Source organism: Streptomyces sp. NPDC005485 (assembly GCF_040606085.1).
In the GTDB taxonomy this organism is placed as follows: Bacteria; Actinomycetota; Actinomycetes; order Streptomycetales; family Streptomycetaceae; genus Streptomyces.
Window position 1 is genome coordinate 1 of the sequence record NZ_JBEXDZ010000210.1, and the last position, 14,794, is coordinate 14,794.

At 71.0% G+C, this 14,794-nt stretch carries 15 protein-coding genes; 9 read left to right on the forward strand and 6 right to left on the reverse strand.

What is annotated here, in order from left to right; genetic code table 11:
* A partial coding sequence (locus ABZS97_RS39955; RefSeq protein ID WP_356147104.1) for a DUF1343 domain-containing protein occupies positions 1-724 on the forward strand: 724 nt, incomplete at its 5' end.
* 81 nt (positions 725-805) lie between these two features.
* Positions 806-2,116, forward strand: coding sequence for a serine-threonine protein kinase (locus ABZS97_RS39960; protein WP_356147107.1), 1,311 nt, complete (start codon positions 806-808; stop codon positions 2,114-2,116).
* A 17-nt stretch (positions 2,117-2,133) separates the two neighbouring features.
* Here the strand turns inward: ABZS97_RS39960 and ABZS97_RS39965 are convergent, their stop codons facing one another.
* Positions 2,134-4,923, reverse strand: a complete 2,790-nt coding sequence (locus ABZS97_RS39965) for a penicillin acylase family protein (protein ID WP_356147110.1) — start codon at positions 4,921-4,923, stop codon at positions 2,134-2,136.
* 264 nt (positions 4,924-5,187) lie between these two features.
* Here ABZS97_RS39965 and ABZS97_RS39970 point away from each other — a divergent pair, with 264 nt between their 5' ends.
* Positions 5,188-5,790 carry a hypothetical protein gene (locus tag ABZS97_RS39970; RefSeq protein WP_356147116.1) on the forward strand — a complete coding sequence of 201 codons (603 nt, stop codon included), beginning with the start codon at positions 5,188-5,190 and terminating at the stop codon, positions 5,788-5,790.
* A gap of 159 nt (positions 5,791-5,949) precedes the next feature.
* Positions 5,950-6,678 (forward strand): 3-keto-5-aminohexanoate cleavage protein, encoded by a 729-nt coding sequence (locus ABZS97_RS39975; protein WP_356147121.1) that lies wholly within the window; start codon positions 5,950-5,952, stop codon positions 6,676-6,678.
* Here ABZS97_RS39975 and ABZS97_RS39980 read toward each other — a convergent pair.
* Positions 6,624-7,358, reverse strand: coding sequence for a hypothetical protein (locus ABZS97_RS39980; RefSeq protein WP_356147124.1), 735 nt, complete (start codon positions 7,356-7,358; stop codon positions 6,624-6,626). The two genes, ABZS97_RS39975 and ABZS97_RS39980, sit on opposite strands and share 55 nt — an antisense overlap.
* Before the next feature lie 171 nt (positions 7,359-7,529).
* Here ABZS97_RS39980 and ABZS97_RS39985 point away from each other — a divergent pair, with 171 nt between their 5' ends.
* Entirely contained in the window at positions 7,530-8,597 is a 1,068-nt protein-coding gene (locus tag ABZS97_RS39985) for an RNA ligase (ATP) (protein ID WP_356147127.1), read from the forward strand.
* Between the two features lie 58 nt (positions 8,598-8,655).
* Here ABZS97_RS39985 and soxR read toward each other — a convergent pair whose 3' ends face one another.
* Entirely contained in the window at positions 8,656-9,168 is a 513-nt protein-coding gene (soxR, locus tag ABZS97_RS39990; protein ID WP_356147130.1) for a redox-sensitive transcriptional activator SoxR, read from the reverse strand.
* Between the two features lie 121 nt (positions 9,169-9,289).
* On the opposite strand from soxR, the gene ABZS97_RS39995 reads away from it, so the two are divergent.
* Positions 9,290-9,751: a MaoC family dehydratase gene (locus tag ABZS97_RS39995; RefSeq protein ID WP_356147132.1), complete on the forward strand. Its 462-nt coding sequence runs from the start codon at positions 9,290-9,292 to the stop codon at positions 9,749-9,751.
* A gap of 49 nt (positions 9,752-9,800) precedes the next feature.
* Here ABZS97_RS39995 and ABZS97_RS40000 read toward each other — a convergent pair whose 3' ends face one another.
* The 3 genes from ABZS97_RS40000 to ABZS97_RS40010 form a co-directional block, all read right to left on the reverse strand.
* Positions 9,801-10,427: a TetR/AcrR family transcriptional regulator gene (locus ABZS97_RS40000; RefSeq protein WP_356147148.1), complete on the reverse strand. Its 627-nt coding sequence runs from the start codon at positions 10,425-10,427 to the stop codon at positions 9,801-9,803.
* 107 nt (positions 10,428-10,534) lie between these two features.
* Positions 10,535-10,822: a YiaA/YiaB family inner membrane protein gene (locus ABZS97_RS40005; RefSeq protein ID WP_356147134.1), complete on the reverse strand. Its 288-nt coding sequence runs from the start codon at positions 10,820-10,822 to the stop codon at positions 10,535-10,537.
* Between the two features lie 59 nt (positions 10,823-10,881).
* Entirely contained in the window at positions 10,882-12,033 is a 1,152-nt protein-coding gene (locus ABZS97_RS40010; protein ID WP_356147137.1) for an acyl-CoA dehydrogenase family protein, read from the reverse strand.
* A gap of 110 nt (positions 12,034-12,143) precedes the next feature.
* Between ABZS97_RS40010 and ABZS97_RS40015 the strand changes: the two genes are divergently transcribed.
* From ABZS97_RS40015 to ABZS97_RS40025, 3 genes are all read left to right on the forward strand, one after another.
* Positions 12,144-12,785, forward strand: coding sequence for a TetR/AcrR family transcriptional regulator C-terminal domain-containing protein (locus tag ABZS97_RS40015; protein ID WP_356147140.1), 642 nt, complete (start codon positions 12,144-12,146; stop codon positions 12,783-12,785).
* 91 nt (positions 12,786-12,876) lie between these two features.
* Complete coding sequence (locus tag ABZS97_RS40020) at positions 12,877-13,590, forward strand: winged helix-turn-helix domain-containing protein (RefSeq protein WP_356147143.1); 714 nt, start codon at positions 12,877-12,879, stop codon at positions 13,588-13,590.
* Positions 13,591-13,738: 148 nt separating this feature from the next.
* Positions 13,739-14,704, forward strand: coding sequence for a DMT family transporter (locus tag ABZS97_RS40025; RefSeq protein WP_356147146.1), 966 nt, complete (start codon positions 13,739-13,741; stop codon positions 14,702-14,704).
* The last annotated feature ends 90 nt before the right edge of the window (positions 14,705-14,794 follow it).

A 14,794-nucleotide genomic window follows, 5' to 3' on the forward strand; every position in this document is an offset into this window, starting at 1 on the left:
CCGGCCGAACCCGATGACCGGGCGCGCGGCCCAAGGGCCCGTCCTGCACAAGGAGTTCGCGACGTTCGTCGGACGGCAGCCCATCGCGCAGGCGCACGGGATGACGGTCGCGGAGCTCGCGCGGTTGTTCAACGGGGAGTTCCTCGCCGCGCCCGTTGCGCTGAGGACCGTACTCATGACGGGCTGGAAGCGCTCGGAGTTCCACGACGCCTCGGGCCTGCCCTGGGTCCCGCCGAGCCCGAACATGCCGACCGCCGACACCGCCCTCGTGTACGCGGGGACCTGCATGTTCGAGGGGACCAACCTCTCGGAGGGGCGCGGCACGACCCGCCCCTTCGAGCTGCTCGGTGCGGAGGGCATCGACGGGAAGTGGGCGGCCGCGGCGAACGAACTCGGCCTGCCGGGCGTGCACTTCAGGGAGGCGTACTTCGCGCCGACCTTCTCGAAGTTCCAGGGGAAGACGATCGGCGGCGTGCAGATCCATGTGCACGACAGGGCCGCGTACGACCCCGTGCGCACCGGGATCGCGCTTCTCGTGAGCGCCAGGAAGGTGTGGAGCGGCTTCGCTTGGCGGTCCGACAACTGGATCGACAAGCTGACGGGTTCCACCCGGGTGCGCACGATGATCGACGCCGGCGCGAGCACCGACGAGGTGGTGGCGGGCTGGCAGGAGGAACTGGCCGCGTTCCGGAGGATTCGAAAGGAATACCTCATCTACAAGTGAGTCGTGACGTATGGCCAACCCCGCCCGGTAGCAGGACGATGCGCCCACATCGCACCACTACGGGGGACGAGGGGGACTGTCATGGCACAGTCGGCAATGAGTGTGACTCCATACTGGGAGCTGACCTTCGACGCGGACGGCGATGCCGACGGGCACGAGCGCGATCGACTGCTCGCCGAGATCCCGCAGCGCGGCGTCCATGACCTGATCGTCTTCGCGCACGGCTGGAACAACGACCGCTCGGGCGCGACCCGCCTCTACAGCCGCTACTTCGCGCCGATCCCCGGCCTCGCACCGACGGCCCGGATCGGCTACGTGGGGGTCGTATGGCCGTCCATGCGGTTCTCGGACGAGCCGATCCCGGACTTCCCGCGGTCGGTGGCGGCCGAGTTGCCGCCGCGTCCGGTGCTGGACAAGGACACGCGGCACGCGCTGCTGGAGACGTTCCCCGGCCGGGCCACCGTGATCGACCAGCTCACTCGACTGCTGGACCAACAGCCGGGCGAACAAGCGGAGTTGGAGGAGTTCGGGCGGCTGGTGCGCATGCTGGTGGACGTCGTCCCGCCGGGGCCGCAGGCGCTGTTCACCGCGGACACGCTGGCGAACGGGGCGCCGGAGAGCGAGCCGGAGATGTTCTCGCATCCCGCGGCGGCCTGTGAGGAGTTCGCACAGGCGCTGGCGCAGCTGGAAGCGCCCGGAGGGGAGGGCTTCGCACTGCCCAACCCATGGGACGGCGCCCATGAACTGCTGCGCCAGGCCACGTACTTCGCGATGAAGCGGCGCGCCGGAACCGTCGGCGAGCGCGGGCTCGGGCGGGTGGTCGGCCAGCTCGCCGCGGCCGCGCCCGGGGTGCGGGTGCACCTGGTCGGGCACAGCTTCGGCGCCCGGTTGGTCTCGTTCGCACTGCGCGGGCTGCCCGAGGGGGTGCACACGGTGAAGTCCGTGACGCTGCTCCAAGGGGCCTTCTCGCACTACGCGTTCGCGGCACGACTGCCGCACGACGCCCGGGCGAGCGGGGTCCTGCACGGCCAGCACAAGCGCATCGACGGGCCCCTGGTGTGCTGCTACTCCCACTTCGACTCGTCGCTCGGCACCATTTACCCGCTCGCCTCACGGATGTCGGGGGACGACGCGTCACTCGCGGGCTTCGACCTGGGCCGTCTGCTGGGCGCCAAATGGGGTGCGATGGGCCACGACGGGGTGCAGGCGGTGGACGGCACGCGTTCCCTCAAGCTGGCCGACGCGCTGCGGGCGAAACTGCCCGCGGCGGGCTGCGTGAACATCGACGCGGCCGCGGTGGTCAACCGGGGCGGGCCCCCGGCGGGGGCCCACAGCGACATCTGCCACCAGGAACTGGCCCAGGTGGTGCTGGCGGCGGGCCGAATCGTCTGACCCGCCGCCACTCGGTGTCACCGGTGCGAGGTGTACTCCACCACCTGCTGGTAGGTCGGACGGTTCTGCCAGGTGATCTTGCCGTGCTTGATGCCGCCGAGCGTGCGCTGAACGATCGAGTCGGCGCACCACTGGTCGCCCGCCGAGCACTGGTCGTCGCCCGGGTAGACGGCGGACGCCGACTTGCCGGAGGCGTCCTTCAGGGTGCTGATCAGGAGGTCACGGCAGGCGCTGAGGCTGCCGCCGCCGCAGTACGTGTGCCCCAGGCCGCCCTGCACCGACTCGCCCAGCACGGTCCGGATGTCCTTGTCGACGTAGCTCCACCAGCCGTACTGGAAGGAGCTTCCGGCGTGCGCGCCGGTCGGGCCGTGCGCGGCCGACGGCGACTCGTCGATGGGGATGTTGTTGCCGAAGGCGGCGTACAGGTCGCTGCCGAGGCCCGGTTCGAACTCGGCCTTCACCAGCAGCGGCCACCAGGCGTCCAGGATGCGGATCGCGTCGGCGTTGGCGTAGGCGTGCGAACCTGCCGACGTCTCCGTGCGCTTGGCGCCGGCCGAGATCCAGGCGGACAGCTTGCTGACCGCCGCCGCGGCCGTGGAGTCGGTGACCGTCGAGCTGTTGACGACCTTCAGCAGGTCGGGCAGCACGTCCTCGGCCCGCAGGTCGGCCAGGGCCGCGTCGGCCATCGCCTTCACCAGTGCGGTGCGGGTGACACCGCCCGCGGTGACGAGCTTCTTGACCCGGTCCTCCAGGAGGTTGCCGCGGTGGACCGAGCCGTCACCCCAGGACGCGGTCGTGTAGTCCTTGGCCTGCTTGTTGTTCCAGGAGATGTAGTAGTCCTGGTCGACGGAGTTGGGGTGGGCGGAGGGCGCGGTGTACGTGGCGGTGTTCGTCGCCGGGTTCCAGCCCTTCCAGTCGTACGCCGCCCTCGCCCAGACCGGGAACTCGGCGTCGACGCCGCTCGCGCGCACCGGGTTGTTGCCGCTGTTGTAGTACGCGGTGTGCGCGGAGTCGGCGTAGAACCAGTTGAAGGTGTAGTTGATGTTCTGCACCGCGCTCTGGAACGTCGCCGGGCTCTTCACGTAGTCCGGGTCGTTGAGCATCTGGAAGCCGATGATCGAGTCGGCCTCGTGCATGAAGGAGGAGCGCAGGGTGGTGTAGGCGACCTTCTTGCCACCGACCGTCGCGCGGTACTCCACGGGGCCGTACTTGGTCCGGTAGACCTGCATGCGGTACGAACCCGCGGCGGTGCCGTCGGCGGTCGTCGGCTTCCACGAGTTGGTCTGCTCGACCTTGTCCATGGCCGTGCAGGTGCCGTGGTACAGGTAGTGGTAGTCGTCCTGGCACAGCTCGACGGCGTAGGTGTCGATGATGTCCTGGCCGGAGGTCGTGGCGCTCCACGAGTAGTCCTGGCCGCGGCCGAGTTCGACGTACATGCTCAGGCCCGCGAAGGAGGCGCCGCGTGCGCTGAGGCCGGGGCCCTGGATCTCCTGCAGCATGAGCAGCTGTGGAGCGAAGTAGCCGGTCTGGGGGCCGAAGACGGCGATCGGGTGCCCGCTCGCGGTGTGTTTGCCGCTCACCACAAGGGCGTTGGACATACCGCGCTTGGCAGAAGTGAGCGACGTCCTGGCCGCCGCGGTGGACGCGCCGGTGGCGCTGGCCGTGGCCGCGCTGCCGGTGCGGTCGTAGACCAGCGGCTCCTGGGTGACCGAGCCGGCGTCGGGAAGCGCCTCGCCCTGCGGGTCGTCGGGCTTGGTCGCGTAGGGGAAGCTCTCGCCGTTGTGGACGGTGAGGGCCGCCTCGGCGTCGTTGCGCTCGCGGAAGGACTCCCAGACCTTGGTGCCCTCGGCGACGCCGTACTTGGACTGCGCGGCGATCAGCGAGAGGGCGTTGTTGACCTCGCCGCCGCCGCCGGATCCGAACAGCGAGCCGATCACCGAGGCCAGCGCGACCAGGTCGGTGAGCTTGAAGTGGTTGATGGTGCCGGCGTTGGTGATGGAGTCCTTCCAGCCGGTCAGGACGTACTCGCCGGGGAAGTACCGCCCGCTGTCGGAGGCGTCGATGTAGGAGTTGATGCCGTCGAGGTAGGCGTTGGCGTCGGCGAGGGCCTGTTGGCCGCGCGCGCCGTTGTCGGCGATGGCCCGGTCGATCTGGGCCTGCAGATCGGCCTCGGTGTAGGGCGCGTTGCGCCAGAACTCCTGCTCCAGGCCCTGGTTGGAGGGCGCACCGCCCGCGAAGGAGGTCAGCTGGCCGCGTCCGACGTGCCGGAAGACGTCCATCAGCCACAGCCGGTCCTGAGCGGCCGCGTACCCGGCGCCGTATTCCGTGCCGTAGCGGGTGGTGCCCGTGATGTGCGGGACGCCCGTCTTCTTGTCGCGGACGATCGTCACGTCACTGCGGCCGCCGGGCTTCGTGGTCGAGGCGACCTGGTCGGACGCGACCCCGAAGGAGGCGTCGTTGAAGAAGTTGTTGATCTTCGCGTCGGTGAGCGAGGCATAGCCCGAGGGCAGGTTGCCGTACGGCGCGAGCTGGTCCTCGGCGTGATCGGGCTGGGTGCCGAACGCCTGGTTGAGGAGGATCTGGGCGAGGGTGGCGTTGCCGTTCTCGCCGGGCGGGAGGATGTCGGAGCACTGGCCGCCGCAGTAGTCGTTCGCGGCGGTCGCGGCCGTGTTCGCGGCAGATGCCTGGGAAAGCGGAGACAAGAGACCGGCAATGAGGGCGCATACGGATGCGGCCTTGAGGAACCCGGGGAATCTGTGGGGAGTTCTCAGTCTGTCCAGGGTGGTACGTGGGGTGCGCCGTGGCATGGCAACTTCCTCCCTACGGGGGTGGGCGGGACGTTACCGCCGGTAGCCCCGAGATAGAAGATGAACATGCGTCACTTTTTGGAGTCGTCACGGCAGACACACGAGCAACGGCAGCCGTCCGAGGTGTCCTCGCGGCCCGCTGATGGAGGTCATCGGAAATCGGATGGAGCCGAATCGCTTGTCGATACGTCTATTCGGCGACGTCCGTTCGACGACGCCGAGGTAACCGAAGTACAGGTGCAGGTGTGACGGAGGTGCAGGGCGATGGCCGGTTTCCGGAGTCTGGCGAGACAGGTGCGAGATCCGAGGTGCGATCTGGCGCTGCGGCGGTACTCACTGCGCAAGTGCCTTGAGAGGTTTGCCCCTTACGGACATCGGGCCACCTGGGACCACCTGTGCTCCCGGGTCGGGTTCGGCCCCGAGGACCGCTCCCCCGATCCGGCGCGGCTCGTGGCCGCACTGGAGGAGTTGGAGGAGGCCCGCTCCGTCTGGCTCGCCTATGAGGTCGAGTTCGCGCAGCGTCGCAAGAAGGAGAAGCACGACGGGCTGCGCAGGCCGGGCACGGTCGACGACTGGCACCGGCTGACCTGGGGCGGGTTCGGTGTCGCCTGGTGCGACGACCCGAGGATCCACCCCCGTGAACCACTGGCCGAGGTACTGCGCCGGCTGATCGCCGCACTGGAGCGCGAGCCCGGCGGCGGCTGCCCGGTGTGCGGCGGCGAGCGCCTCACCTGGAGGTACGACCTGGCCCATGAGCCCTCGTCCGGCCCGGTGTGCACCCGCTGCGGAATCGTCGTGCCGCGGCCCGTCCTGACGTCCGAGGCCCTGGCGGACGCCAGGCGCGGGCCGTTGCTGATGTCGGCATGAGCACGACGGGGGTGCGTGCGCATCACGAAGCCGCACCCCCCGTGCGGGTGCCTGCCGCGCCTGACCCGCAGAGGGCGGCCTGCGGACGGCGGTCTCCGACCTGCGGTCCGCGGTCTGCGATCGGCCGGGTTGTCAGTGGCGGCCGGCACCATTCGAGGCATGGTGCAGGTTTGTCTGAACGGAGCGCGTGGGGCGGTCGACGGTGCCGTCGTGCCCCTCTCCCCGGTGGCGATGGCCCGGTCCGCGGCCGAGGCCGTCGCGGCCGGGGCCTCGGAGGTCCATGTCCACCCCAAGTCCCCCTGCGGACAGGACACCCTCTCGCCGAAGGCGGTCGCGGCCACCCTGGAGGCGATACGCGCGCAGGTGCGGGTCCCGATCGGTGTGACCACGGGCGCGTGGGCCGATCCTGACCCCGCGGCCCGGGTGGAGCGCGTCCGCTCCTGGACCGTGCTGCCCGACCACGCCTCGGTCAACTGGCACGAGCCGGGTGCCGAAGAGGTCGCGGCGGCGCTGCTGGACCGCGGGATCGGTGTGGAGGCCGGCCTGTGGTCCGGCACGGACGGCGCGGCGCGGTTCGCGGTGTCGCCGCTCCGGTCGCGGGTGCTGCGCGTACTGGCCGAGGTGACCGACACCGACGCGGCGACGGCCGTGCGGTCCGCCCGCGCCCTTCTGGCCGACCTCGGCAGCGACCTCGGCCGCCCGGTGCTGCTGCACGGCGAGGAGGGCGGCGCCTGGCCGGTGCTGCGGCTGGCCGGTCGGCTGGGACTCGCGACGCGTATCGGCCTGGAGGACACACTGGTCCTGCCGGACGGGCAACGGGCGCTGTCCAACGCTCAGTTGGTGGCCGAAGCGGTGGCCCAGTACGGATGCGCCCAGCGCTCGTCGTAAGGGAGAAGGAGCAGTTCGGACCGGATGGCCAGATCCGGCTGTCCACAGGCGCGCAGGCGCGGGGCGGCATGCCGGGACAGCCAGTCCCGCAGGTCCGCGACAGCCGCATCCTTGCTGTCGTCGTACCACCAGTCGAAGGGCGAGAAGTCGGAGAGCAGGTGGTAGAGCCACTCGTCCGCGCAGGTGGCGAGGTGCCTGTCGGCGACGGGGCCGTCGGCCCACCCGTCGAGGAACGGGGTCACGGTCCGGGCGATCGACGCGCAGGTCTCGAAGACGGCCTCCACCGGGTACGGCGGCTCGGGCGTCGCGAGGACGTCCTGCCACCAGGTGTGCACGAACGTCTCGACGGCCGCGGCCTGGTCGGCGGGCCAGGAACGCCAGTTGACCCGACTCAGGCCATGGGCTCCCCAGCCGATCCCCTCCAGGCTGCCGTCGGCCATCGCCCGCGCCGCCTGCGGCAGCAGTCGGCGCATCGCGGCGGCGTGGTCGTCGAAGTGATCGCTGACTTCGTAGACGTACATCCGCACGACGTCCATCGGCACGGCGACGTGCGGAGTACGCAGGTAGGCGGTCTCCTCGGGCGAGTGGCAACGGCCGCAGCCGGTCTCGCCCGGGCTGGTGCAGCCGTCGAAGGCGGCGTCGATGGCCACGAGTGCGGCGTCAAGCGCGCTGGAACGCATACGGGTCGGTCCTGTCAGGACTCCGGACCGGGCGGGACCAGCGGGGTCCGCCGACCGAAGATCGCGACATTACCAGGCGCAAAATCTCTCGCTCCACCCCTTTCCCATCCCGACAGTTGGCGGTGATGAAACCCAGCTGAGCAACCCCGCAGAAGGAACCGAGGAGTCCCGATGTCGACGCTGCGCGTCACCGCCGAAGTGCTGACCATTCACGAACACCCCAACGCCGACGCACTGGAGCTGGCCCAGGTGGGCCTGTACCGGGCCGTCGTCGCCAAGGGGGCGTATCGCACCGGTGAGACCGCCGTCTACATTCCGGAGCAGGCCGTGCTCCCGGCCCCGCTCGTCGAGGAGCTGGGGCTGACCGGACGGCTCGCGGGCAGCAGGTCCGACCGCGTCAGGGCGGTACGGCTGCGCGGCGAGCTGTCGCAGGGAATCGTGTGCCGGCCGAAGGCGCTCGCGGACGTCGACCTGGCGCGGGCCGCCGAGGACGGCGCCGACTTCGCGGAGGCGCTGGGCATCGTCAAGTGGGTGCCGCCGATCCCACCCACCATGAACGGCGAGGTCGAGGTCGCGCCCGATCTGCTGCCCTGGGTCGACATGGAGAACATCCAGCGCTATCCGGACATCTTCACGCCTGGCGAGCCCGTCGTCCTGACCGAGAAGCTGCACGGCTCCGCCTGTCTGCTGACCTACCTCGCGGACGAGGCTCGTGTACACGTCTCGTCGAAGGGCTTCGGCGCCAAGTCCCTTGCCCTGCGCGAGGATCCGCGCAACCTGTACTGGCGCGCCGTGCACGGCCACGGGGTCGCGCAGGCCGCGGCCCGGCTCGCCGAGCGGCTCGGCGCGCGCCGGGTCGGGATCTTCGGCGAGGTGTACGGGGCGGGCGTACAGGATCTGACGTACGGGGCGGACGGCCGCCGCGAGTCGCTGGGTTACGCCGTCTTCGACGTGTCGGCGGAGATCGACGGCGAGGTCCGCTGGCTGGACGCGGCGGAGTTGCTGCAGGGTGAACTGCCGCTCGTGCCAAGGCTGTACGAGGGCCCGTACGACATCGGCCGTGTCCTGGAGATCGCCTCGGGCCGGGAGACCGTCTCCGGGCGCGAGCTGCACCTGCGCGAAGGCGTCGTCATCCGTCCCACCCCCGAGCGGTACAGCCCGGTGACCGGCGGCCGGGCGATCGCGAAGGCGGTCAGCCCGGCGTATCTGACGCGGAAGGGCGGCACGGAGTACGAGTGAGGGAGCACGCATGACGGCGCTCCGCCGCCCGCGCGGGGGCGTCCGGCCCGGGGGCTGCTCAGCGGCAGTCCTCGGGCTCCTTCTGCTGCGCGGCCCGGTCCGGTCGGCCGTTGGTACGGCGTTCCACCATGAGGCGGGAGCCGGACTGCCGCTCACCGAAGACGTCGTCGGGGTTGGAGAGCACACAGCCCTCCAGGGAGAGACAGCCGCACCCGATGCAGTCGGTGAGGTGGTCGCGCAACCGGTTCAACTGCTTGATGCGCTCGTCGAGTTCGATCCTCCAGACCTCGGAGAGGCGGGCCCAGTCCTCCCGGGTCGGGGTGCGTTCCTCGGGGAGTTCGGCGAGCGCCTCGCGGATCGTGGCCAGAGGGATGCCGACGCGCTGCGCGGCCCGTACGAACGCGACACGGCGCAGCGCGTCACGGGAGTAGCGGCGTTGGTTGCCCGTGGTGCGGCGACTGCTGATCAGGCCCTTGGACTCGTAGAAGTGCAGGGCGGAGACGGCGGCGCCGCTGCGGGCCGACAGCTGGCCGACCGTGAGTTCGTGGATCTTCTCGGGAATCTGGGGCATCCCTCGAACCCTACCTACTGCGTCACACCGCGGTTTCGTTGACAGGGGCTTCCCGTCCGACCATGCTAAGCAGTTGCTTAGACATGTAGTCGGAGACACCGCGACGCGAGAGGCCAGGAACATGGCAGACCCGAGGATCTTCACATCCGCCGACGAGCTCACGGCGGCGGTGGGCGAGCAGTTGGGCCACAGCGACTGGCTGGAGGTCGACCAGAAGCGGATCGACCTGTTCGCGGACGCCACCGGCGACCACCAGTGGATCCACGTGGACCCGGAGCAGGCGGCCGCGGGCCCGTTCGGCACGACGATCGCGCACGGCTACCTCACGCTGTCGCTGCTGCCCGCACTGGTTCCGCAGGTGATGCGGGTCGAGGGCGCGAAGATGGGCGTCAACTACGGCTCGAACAAGGTCCGCTTCCCGGCCCCCGTACCGGTGGGCTCCCGGGTACGCGCCACCGCGGTCCTCAAGGAGGTCACCGAGGCGGGCGGCGGTGTCCAGGTGACGGCCGCGGTGACGGTGGAGCGCGAGGGCGGCGACAAGCCGGTGTGCGTGGCGGAGTCGGTGTCGCGCTTCTACTTCTGAGTCGCGCCACGGCGTTCGGTGCGCACCCCGGGCGGGGGCGCGCACCGGGTCAGCCCTTGACTCCCACCATGCGCAGCACGAGGTCGGCGTAGAGCGCGCCGACCTCGTCGGGCGTCCGGGGGCCGTTGACGTTGAACCAGCGGGCCACGTCGATGCAGAGGGAGAGCACGGCGAGCGTGGTGCCCCGGATGTCGGGCACGTCGAACTCGCCCGCCGCCACGCCGTCCTGGATGATCCCGCGCACCTCGGCGTCGGCCTGGCGGCGCAGCGCGAGGATCTCGGCGCGGGCGTCCGGGCCGAGCGAGTCCAGTTCGTACTGCACGACGCGGGCGGTGGTGCGACCGCCGGCGTGCCAGCGGACGAAGGAGCGGACGGCGTCGGCGAGCCGCTCGGTCGCGTCGCCCTCGCCCTGCGCGGCGGTCCGCAGGATCTCCACGGCCTTCTCGTGGCCGATCCGGCTGATCCGGTGAAGCAGCTCTTCCTTGGTCTTGTAATGGATGTAGAGCGCGGCGGGGCTCATGCCCGCACGGCCCGCGATGTCCCGGGTCGTCGTCGCGTGGTACCCGCGCTCGGCGAAGGCCTCGACGGCGGCGACGAGCAGCCGCCGTGCCGCGTCCGGGGTGACCTCGGCCCACGGCGCCGCCTCGCCGCCGGCCGTCTCCTCCGCCGTACTCATCGCTCGCGCCCCTTCCAGTGCCATGACGAACACCATACCTCCGAAGGTGAGCGAGCGCTTAGAGTGCCCGCTCAGCGCCGTGGGCCGCACGAAAGCGGGCGAAACCGTCAGATCTTCTCGAAGGGGTCGTGCTCGGCGAGCAGCTTCTCCAGCCTGGCCTGGTCGACGCGGCTGACGATCTGCCCGGCCTCCTGCCGGTCGCGGATCACCTTGGCGAGGGTGAAGGACGAGGTCACCAGGTAGAGGACGGCGATGGCGAGGAAGCCGCGCACCCAGGCGTCGGCGTGCAGCCGGAAGATGCCGATGGAGGTGGCCGCCATGGCGACGGCGAAGGAGGCCACGGCCTGGCCGTAGAAGGCCGCCGTGGACTGCTGCTTGACCGGTGTCTCACTCATGGGGACAGCGTCGCCGCACGAGACGGCGGCCACATCCGTCGACGTACTCAGGAACGTACTCAGAAGGCCGAAATCCCCGTCAGCGCACGCCCGATGAGCAGCTTCTGGATCTGGCTGGTGCCCTCGTAGAGAGTCATCACGCGGGCGTCGCGCAGCAGCTTGCCGACCGGGTACTCGTCGATGTAGCCGTAACCGCCGTACACCTGGAGGGCGTTGTTCGCGGCGCGCACGGCGGCCTCGGAGGCGTAGAGCTTGGCCTTGGAGGACTCGGTGGCGAACGGCAGCCCGCGGTCGATCAGATCGGCGACCCGCCAGGTCAGCAGGCGTGCCGCGTCGACGTCCACGGCGATGTCGCTGAGGAGTTCCTGGACGAGCTGGTGGTGGGCGATGGTCTTCCCGAACTGCTCGCGTTCGGTCGCGTACGCCACCGCCGCGTCCAGGGCGGCCTGGGCGATGCCGACGCAGCCCGCCGCCACCGACATCCGCCCCTTGGCGAGCGCGGACATGGCGACGGAGAAGCCCTTGCCCTCCGGGCCCAGCATGGCCGAGGCGGGGACGCGCACGTCCTGAAGGACGAGTTCGGCGGTGGCCTGGCCGCGCAGGCCGAGCTTGCCGTGGATGGTGCGGCGGGACAGGCCCGGGGTGTCCGTCGGCACGAGGAAGGCGGAGACGCCGTGGTGGCCGGGGGCGTCCGTGGAGCGGGCGAACAGCAGCACGACATCGGCCCAGGTGCCGTTGGTGATGAACATCTTGGTGCCGTTGACGACGTAGTCGCCGCCCTCACGGACGGCCCGCGTGGACAGGTTTCCCGCGTCGGAGCCGGTGCCCGGTTCGGTCAGGCCGAAGCAGCCGACCAATTCGCCCGCGGTGAGCCCCGGCAGCCACCGCCGTTTCTGCTCCTCGCTCCCCCAGGCCGCGACGGTCTTGGCGACCAGCCCGAGGGAGACGGACACGATCCCGCGCACCGAGGAGTCGCCGCGGCCGAGTTCCTCGGTCACCAGGCAGTACGCGAGGTGGTCGCCGCCCGAGCCGCCGTACTCCTCGTCGACGGTCAGCCCGAGGAACCCGACCTGGCCGAGCTTCTTCACAATGCCCCGGTCGACCTCCTCCGCGCGGTCCCAGGCGATGACGTGGGGGGCGATCTCCCGGTCCACGAAGTCCCGGGCGAGCTGCCGTACGGCGGTCTGCTCCTCGCTGAGCTCCAGGTTCATGCCGAGTCACCCCACAGAAAACGTGTCTTGGAAGCCGTTGGGAAATCCACCGAAAGTCGCACATTAAATTAGCACTGCTAGTTTTCAGGTGCAGCCCTACTATGTGCGCCATGGCCCGACCGCGCAAGCCCCTGCTGAGCACCGACCGCATCGTGGACACGGCACGGGAGCTGGTGGACACGGAGGGCCTCACGGCCCTGTCCACGCGCCGCCTCGCCGCCGAACTCGGGGTCAGCGGGCCGTCCCTCTACAACCACTTCGCCACCAAGGACCAGATCCTGGAAGCGGTCGCGGACTCGGTGAGCGCGCAGGTCGACCTGTCGATGTTCGAGGACGGCCGCGCCTGGCGCACCGCCCTGCACGACTGGGCCGTCTCCTACCGGGCCGCCCTGCGCGACCACCCGAACATCGTCCCGGTCCTCGCCCGCGGCCCCGGCCGCAGGCCCGCGGGACTGCGGCTCGCGGACGCCGTCTTCGGCGCGATGGTCGAGGCGGGCTGGCCGCCCGCACAGGCCACCTCCATCGGCGCGTTGATGCGGTACTTCATCATGGGCTCCGCGCTGGGCTCGTTCGCCGGGGGCTTCGTGGACGACGAGACGGCGTACGACCCCGCCGACTACCCGCACCTCGGGCAGGCCCACCTCCTCGCCGACCAGCAGGAGAAGATCGACGAGCGGGCCTTCGAGACGGGGCTGACGGCGCTGCTGGACGGGCTGAGCCAGCAGTACGCGCAGCTCGAGCGGGGGGCGTGAGCTGCGACTCCGGGCCGTTGCCCGGGTGCCTTCGGCTGGGTCTTCGATAGTTCGGTGAGCACCGAACCATTCGTGTCGCATGCTGGGTGGCATGACGAGGCCGAAGGATCCCACCGCCCCCGGGCTGGCAGCGCTCGCCGGGCTGATCGCCGACGAGACGCGTGCCGCCTTCCTGCTCGCGCTGCTCGACGGGCGGGCCTGGACCGCCGGTGAGCTGGCCCGGTCCGCGGGCGTCGCCCCCTCGACCGCGAGCGAGCACCTCGGCAAGCTCGTCGCGCGCGGGCTGCTCACCGAGGAACGCCAGGGGCGGCACCGCTATGTGCGCCTGGCCGGTTCCCGCGTCGCGCAGCTCGTGGAGGAGCTCGCCGCCCAGGTCGCACCGGCCACCGCCGCCCGGCCGCGGACGCTGCGCGCCGCCGGCGCCGGTTCCGCGATGGCCCGCGGCCGCACCTGCTACGACCATCTGGCCGGGCGTCTCGGCATCGCGGTCACCGATGCCCTGACCGGGCGGGGACTGCTGCGTCAGGACACCGGGTTCGCGCTCACGGACGCCGGAGTGCGCTGGTTCGCGGACGCCGGTATCGGTCTCGAACCGGCCGGCCGCCGGCCGCTGGCGCGGGCCTGCCTCGACTGGACCGAGCGCCGGCCGCACCTCGCGGGCATCGCGGGCGCCGCCCTGTGCCGCCATGCCCTGGACGCGGGCTGGTGCGTGCGCATCGGCTCGGAGCGGGCCGTCAAGGTCACGGACGACGGCGAACGGGTGCTGGCCGAGCTGCTGGGGATCGAGGCAGGCGCGCTGCGTTGAACCCGGCGCCGGGCGGGCCTACGCCGTACGGCGGGGCGCCGCCGAGAAGGCGCCGTACAACCCGGGCGCCTGCCGACAGCGCACCGCGACCAGCAAGGCGTCCGAAATTCGCGAGTGATTGTCGTACCTCACCTCTAGCCTCAGGAGCATGATGAACACGCCCCCGTCCGTCCCCGGCCGTCGCGCGGAACTGCTCGCCGCGGGCGCCGCCACGGTCACCGTCGTGCTGTGGGCCTCCGCCTTCGTGTCGATCCGCAGCGCGGGAGCCGCGTACTCGCCGGGCGCGCTGGCTCTCGGCCGGCTGCTGGCCGGAGCCGTCGCGCTCGGGGCCATCTGCCTGGTGCGCAGGGAGGGTTGGCCGCCGAGGGCCGCCTGGCGCGGGATCGCGATATCCGGGCTGCTGTGGTTCGGCTTCTACATGGTGGTGCTCAACTGGGGCGAGCAGCAGGTGGACGCCGGTACCGCCGCGCTGGTCGTGAACATCGGCCCGATCCTCATCGCCCTCCTCGGCTCGCGGCTGCTCGGCGACGCCATGCCGCCGCGGCTGCTGGCAGGCATGGCCGTGTCGTTCGCGGGCGCGGTCGCCGTGGGGCTCTCGATGTCCGGCGGGGGCGGCTCGTCGGTGCTCGGTGTGGTGCTGTGTCTGCTGGCGGCCGTCGGCTACGCGGCCGGGGTCGTCGCGCAGAAGCCCGCGCTCGGCCGGGCGAGCGCACTGCAGGTCACGACGTTCGGCTGCCTGGTCGGCGCCGCGGTGTGTCTGCCCTTCGCCGGGCAGTTGGTGCACGACGCGGCCGACGCGCCCGTCTCCGCGACGCTCAACATGCTCTACCTGGGCTTCTTCCCGACCGCGCTGGCGTTCACGACATGGGCGTACGCACTTGCCCGGACGACCGCGAGCCGGATGGGTGCCACGACGTATGCCGTGCCCGCGCTGGTCGTGCTGATGTCCTGGCTGGTGCTCGACGAGGTGCCGGGGCTGCTCACGCTGGCGGGGGGCTTGCTGTGTCTGGCGGGGGTGGCGGTTTCCCGGTCTCGTGCGCGGGTCCGTGCCGGCACGGGGGCCGAACCGGTCGAGGTCGCGGTTCCGGAGAGGGCTCCGGAGCCGCGGAGCTAGGGGGTGTTTTGAAAGTCCCGCACAGCACCCACGGCGCCCGGCACGCACCCTCGCCGCACCGGCCGAAGCCCCAAGTACGTCCAGTACGAG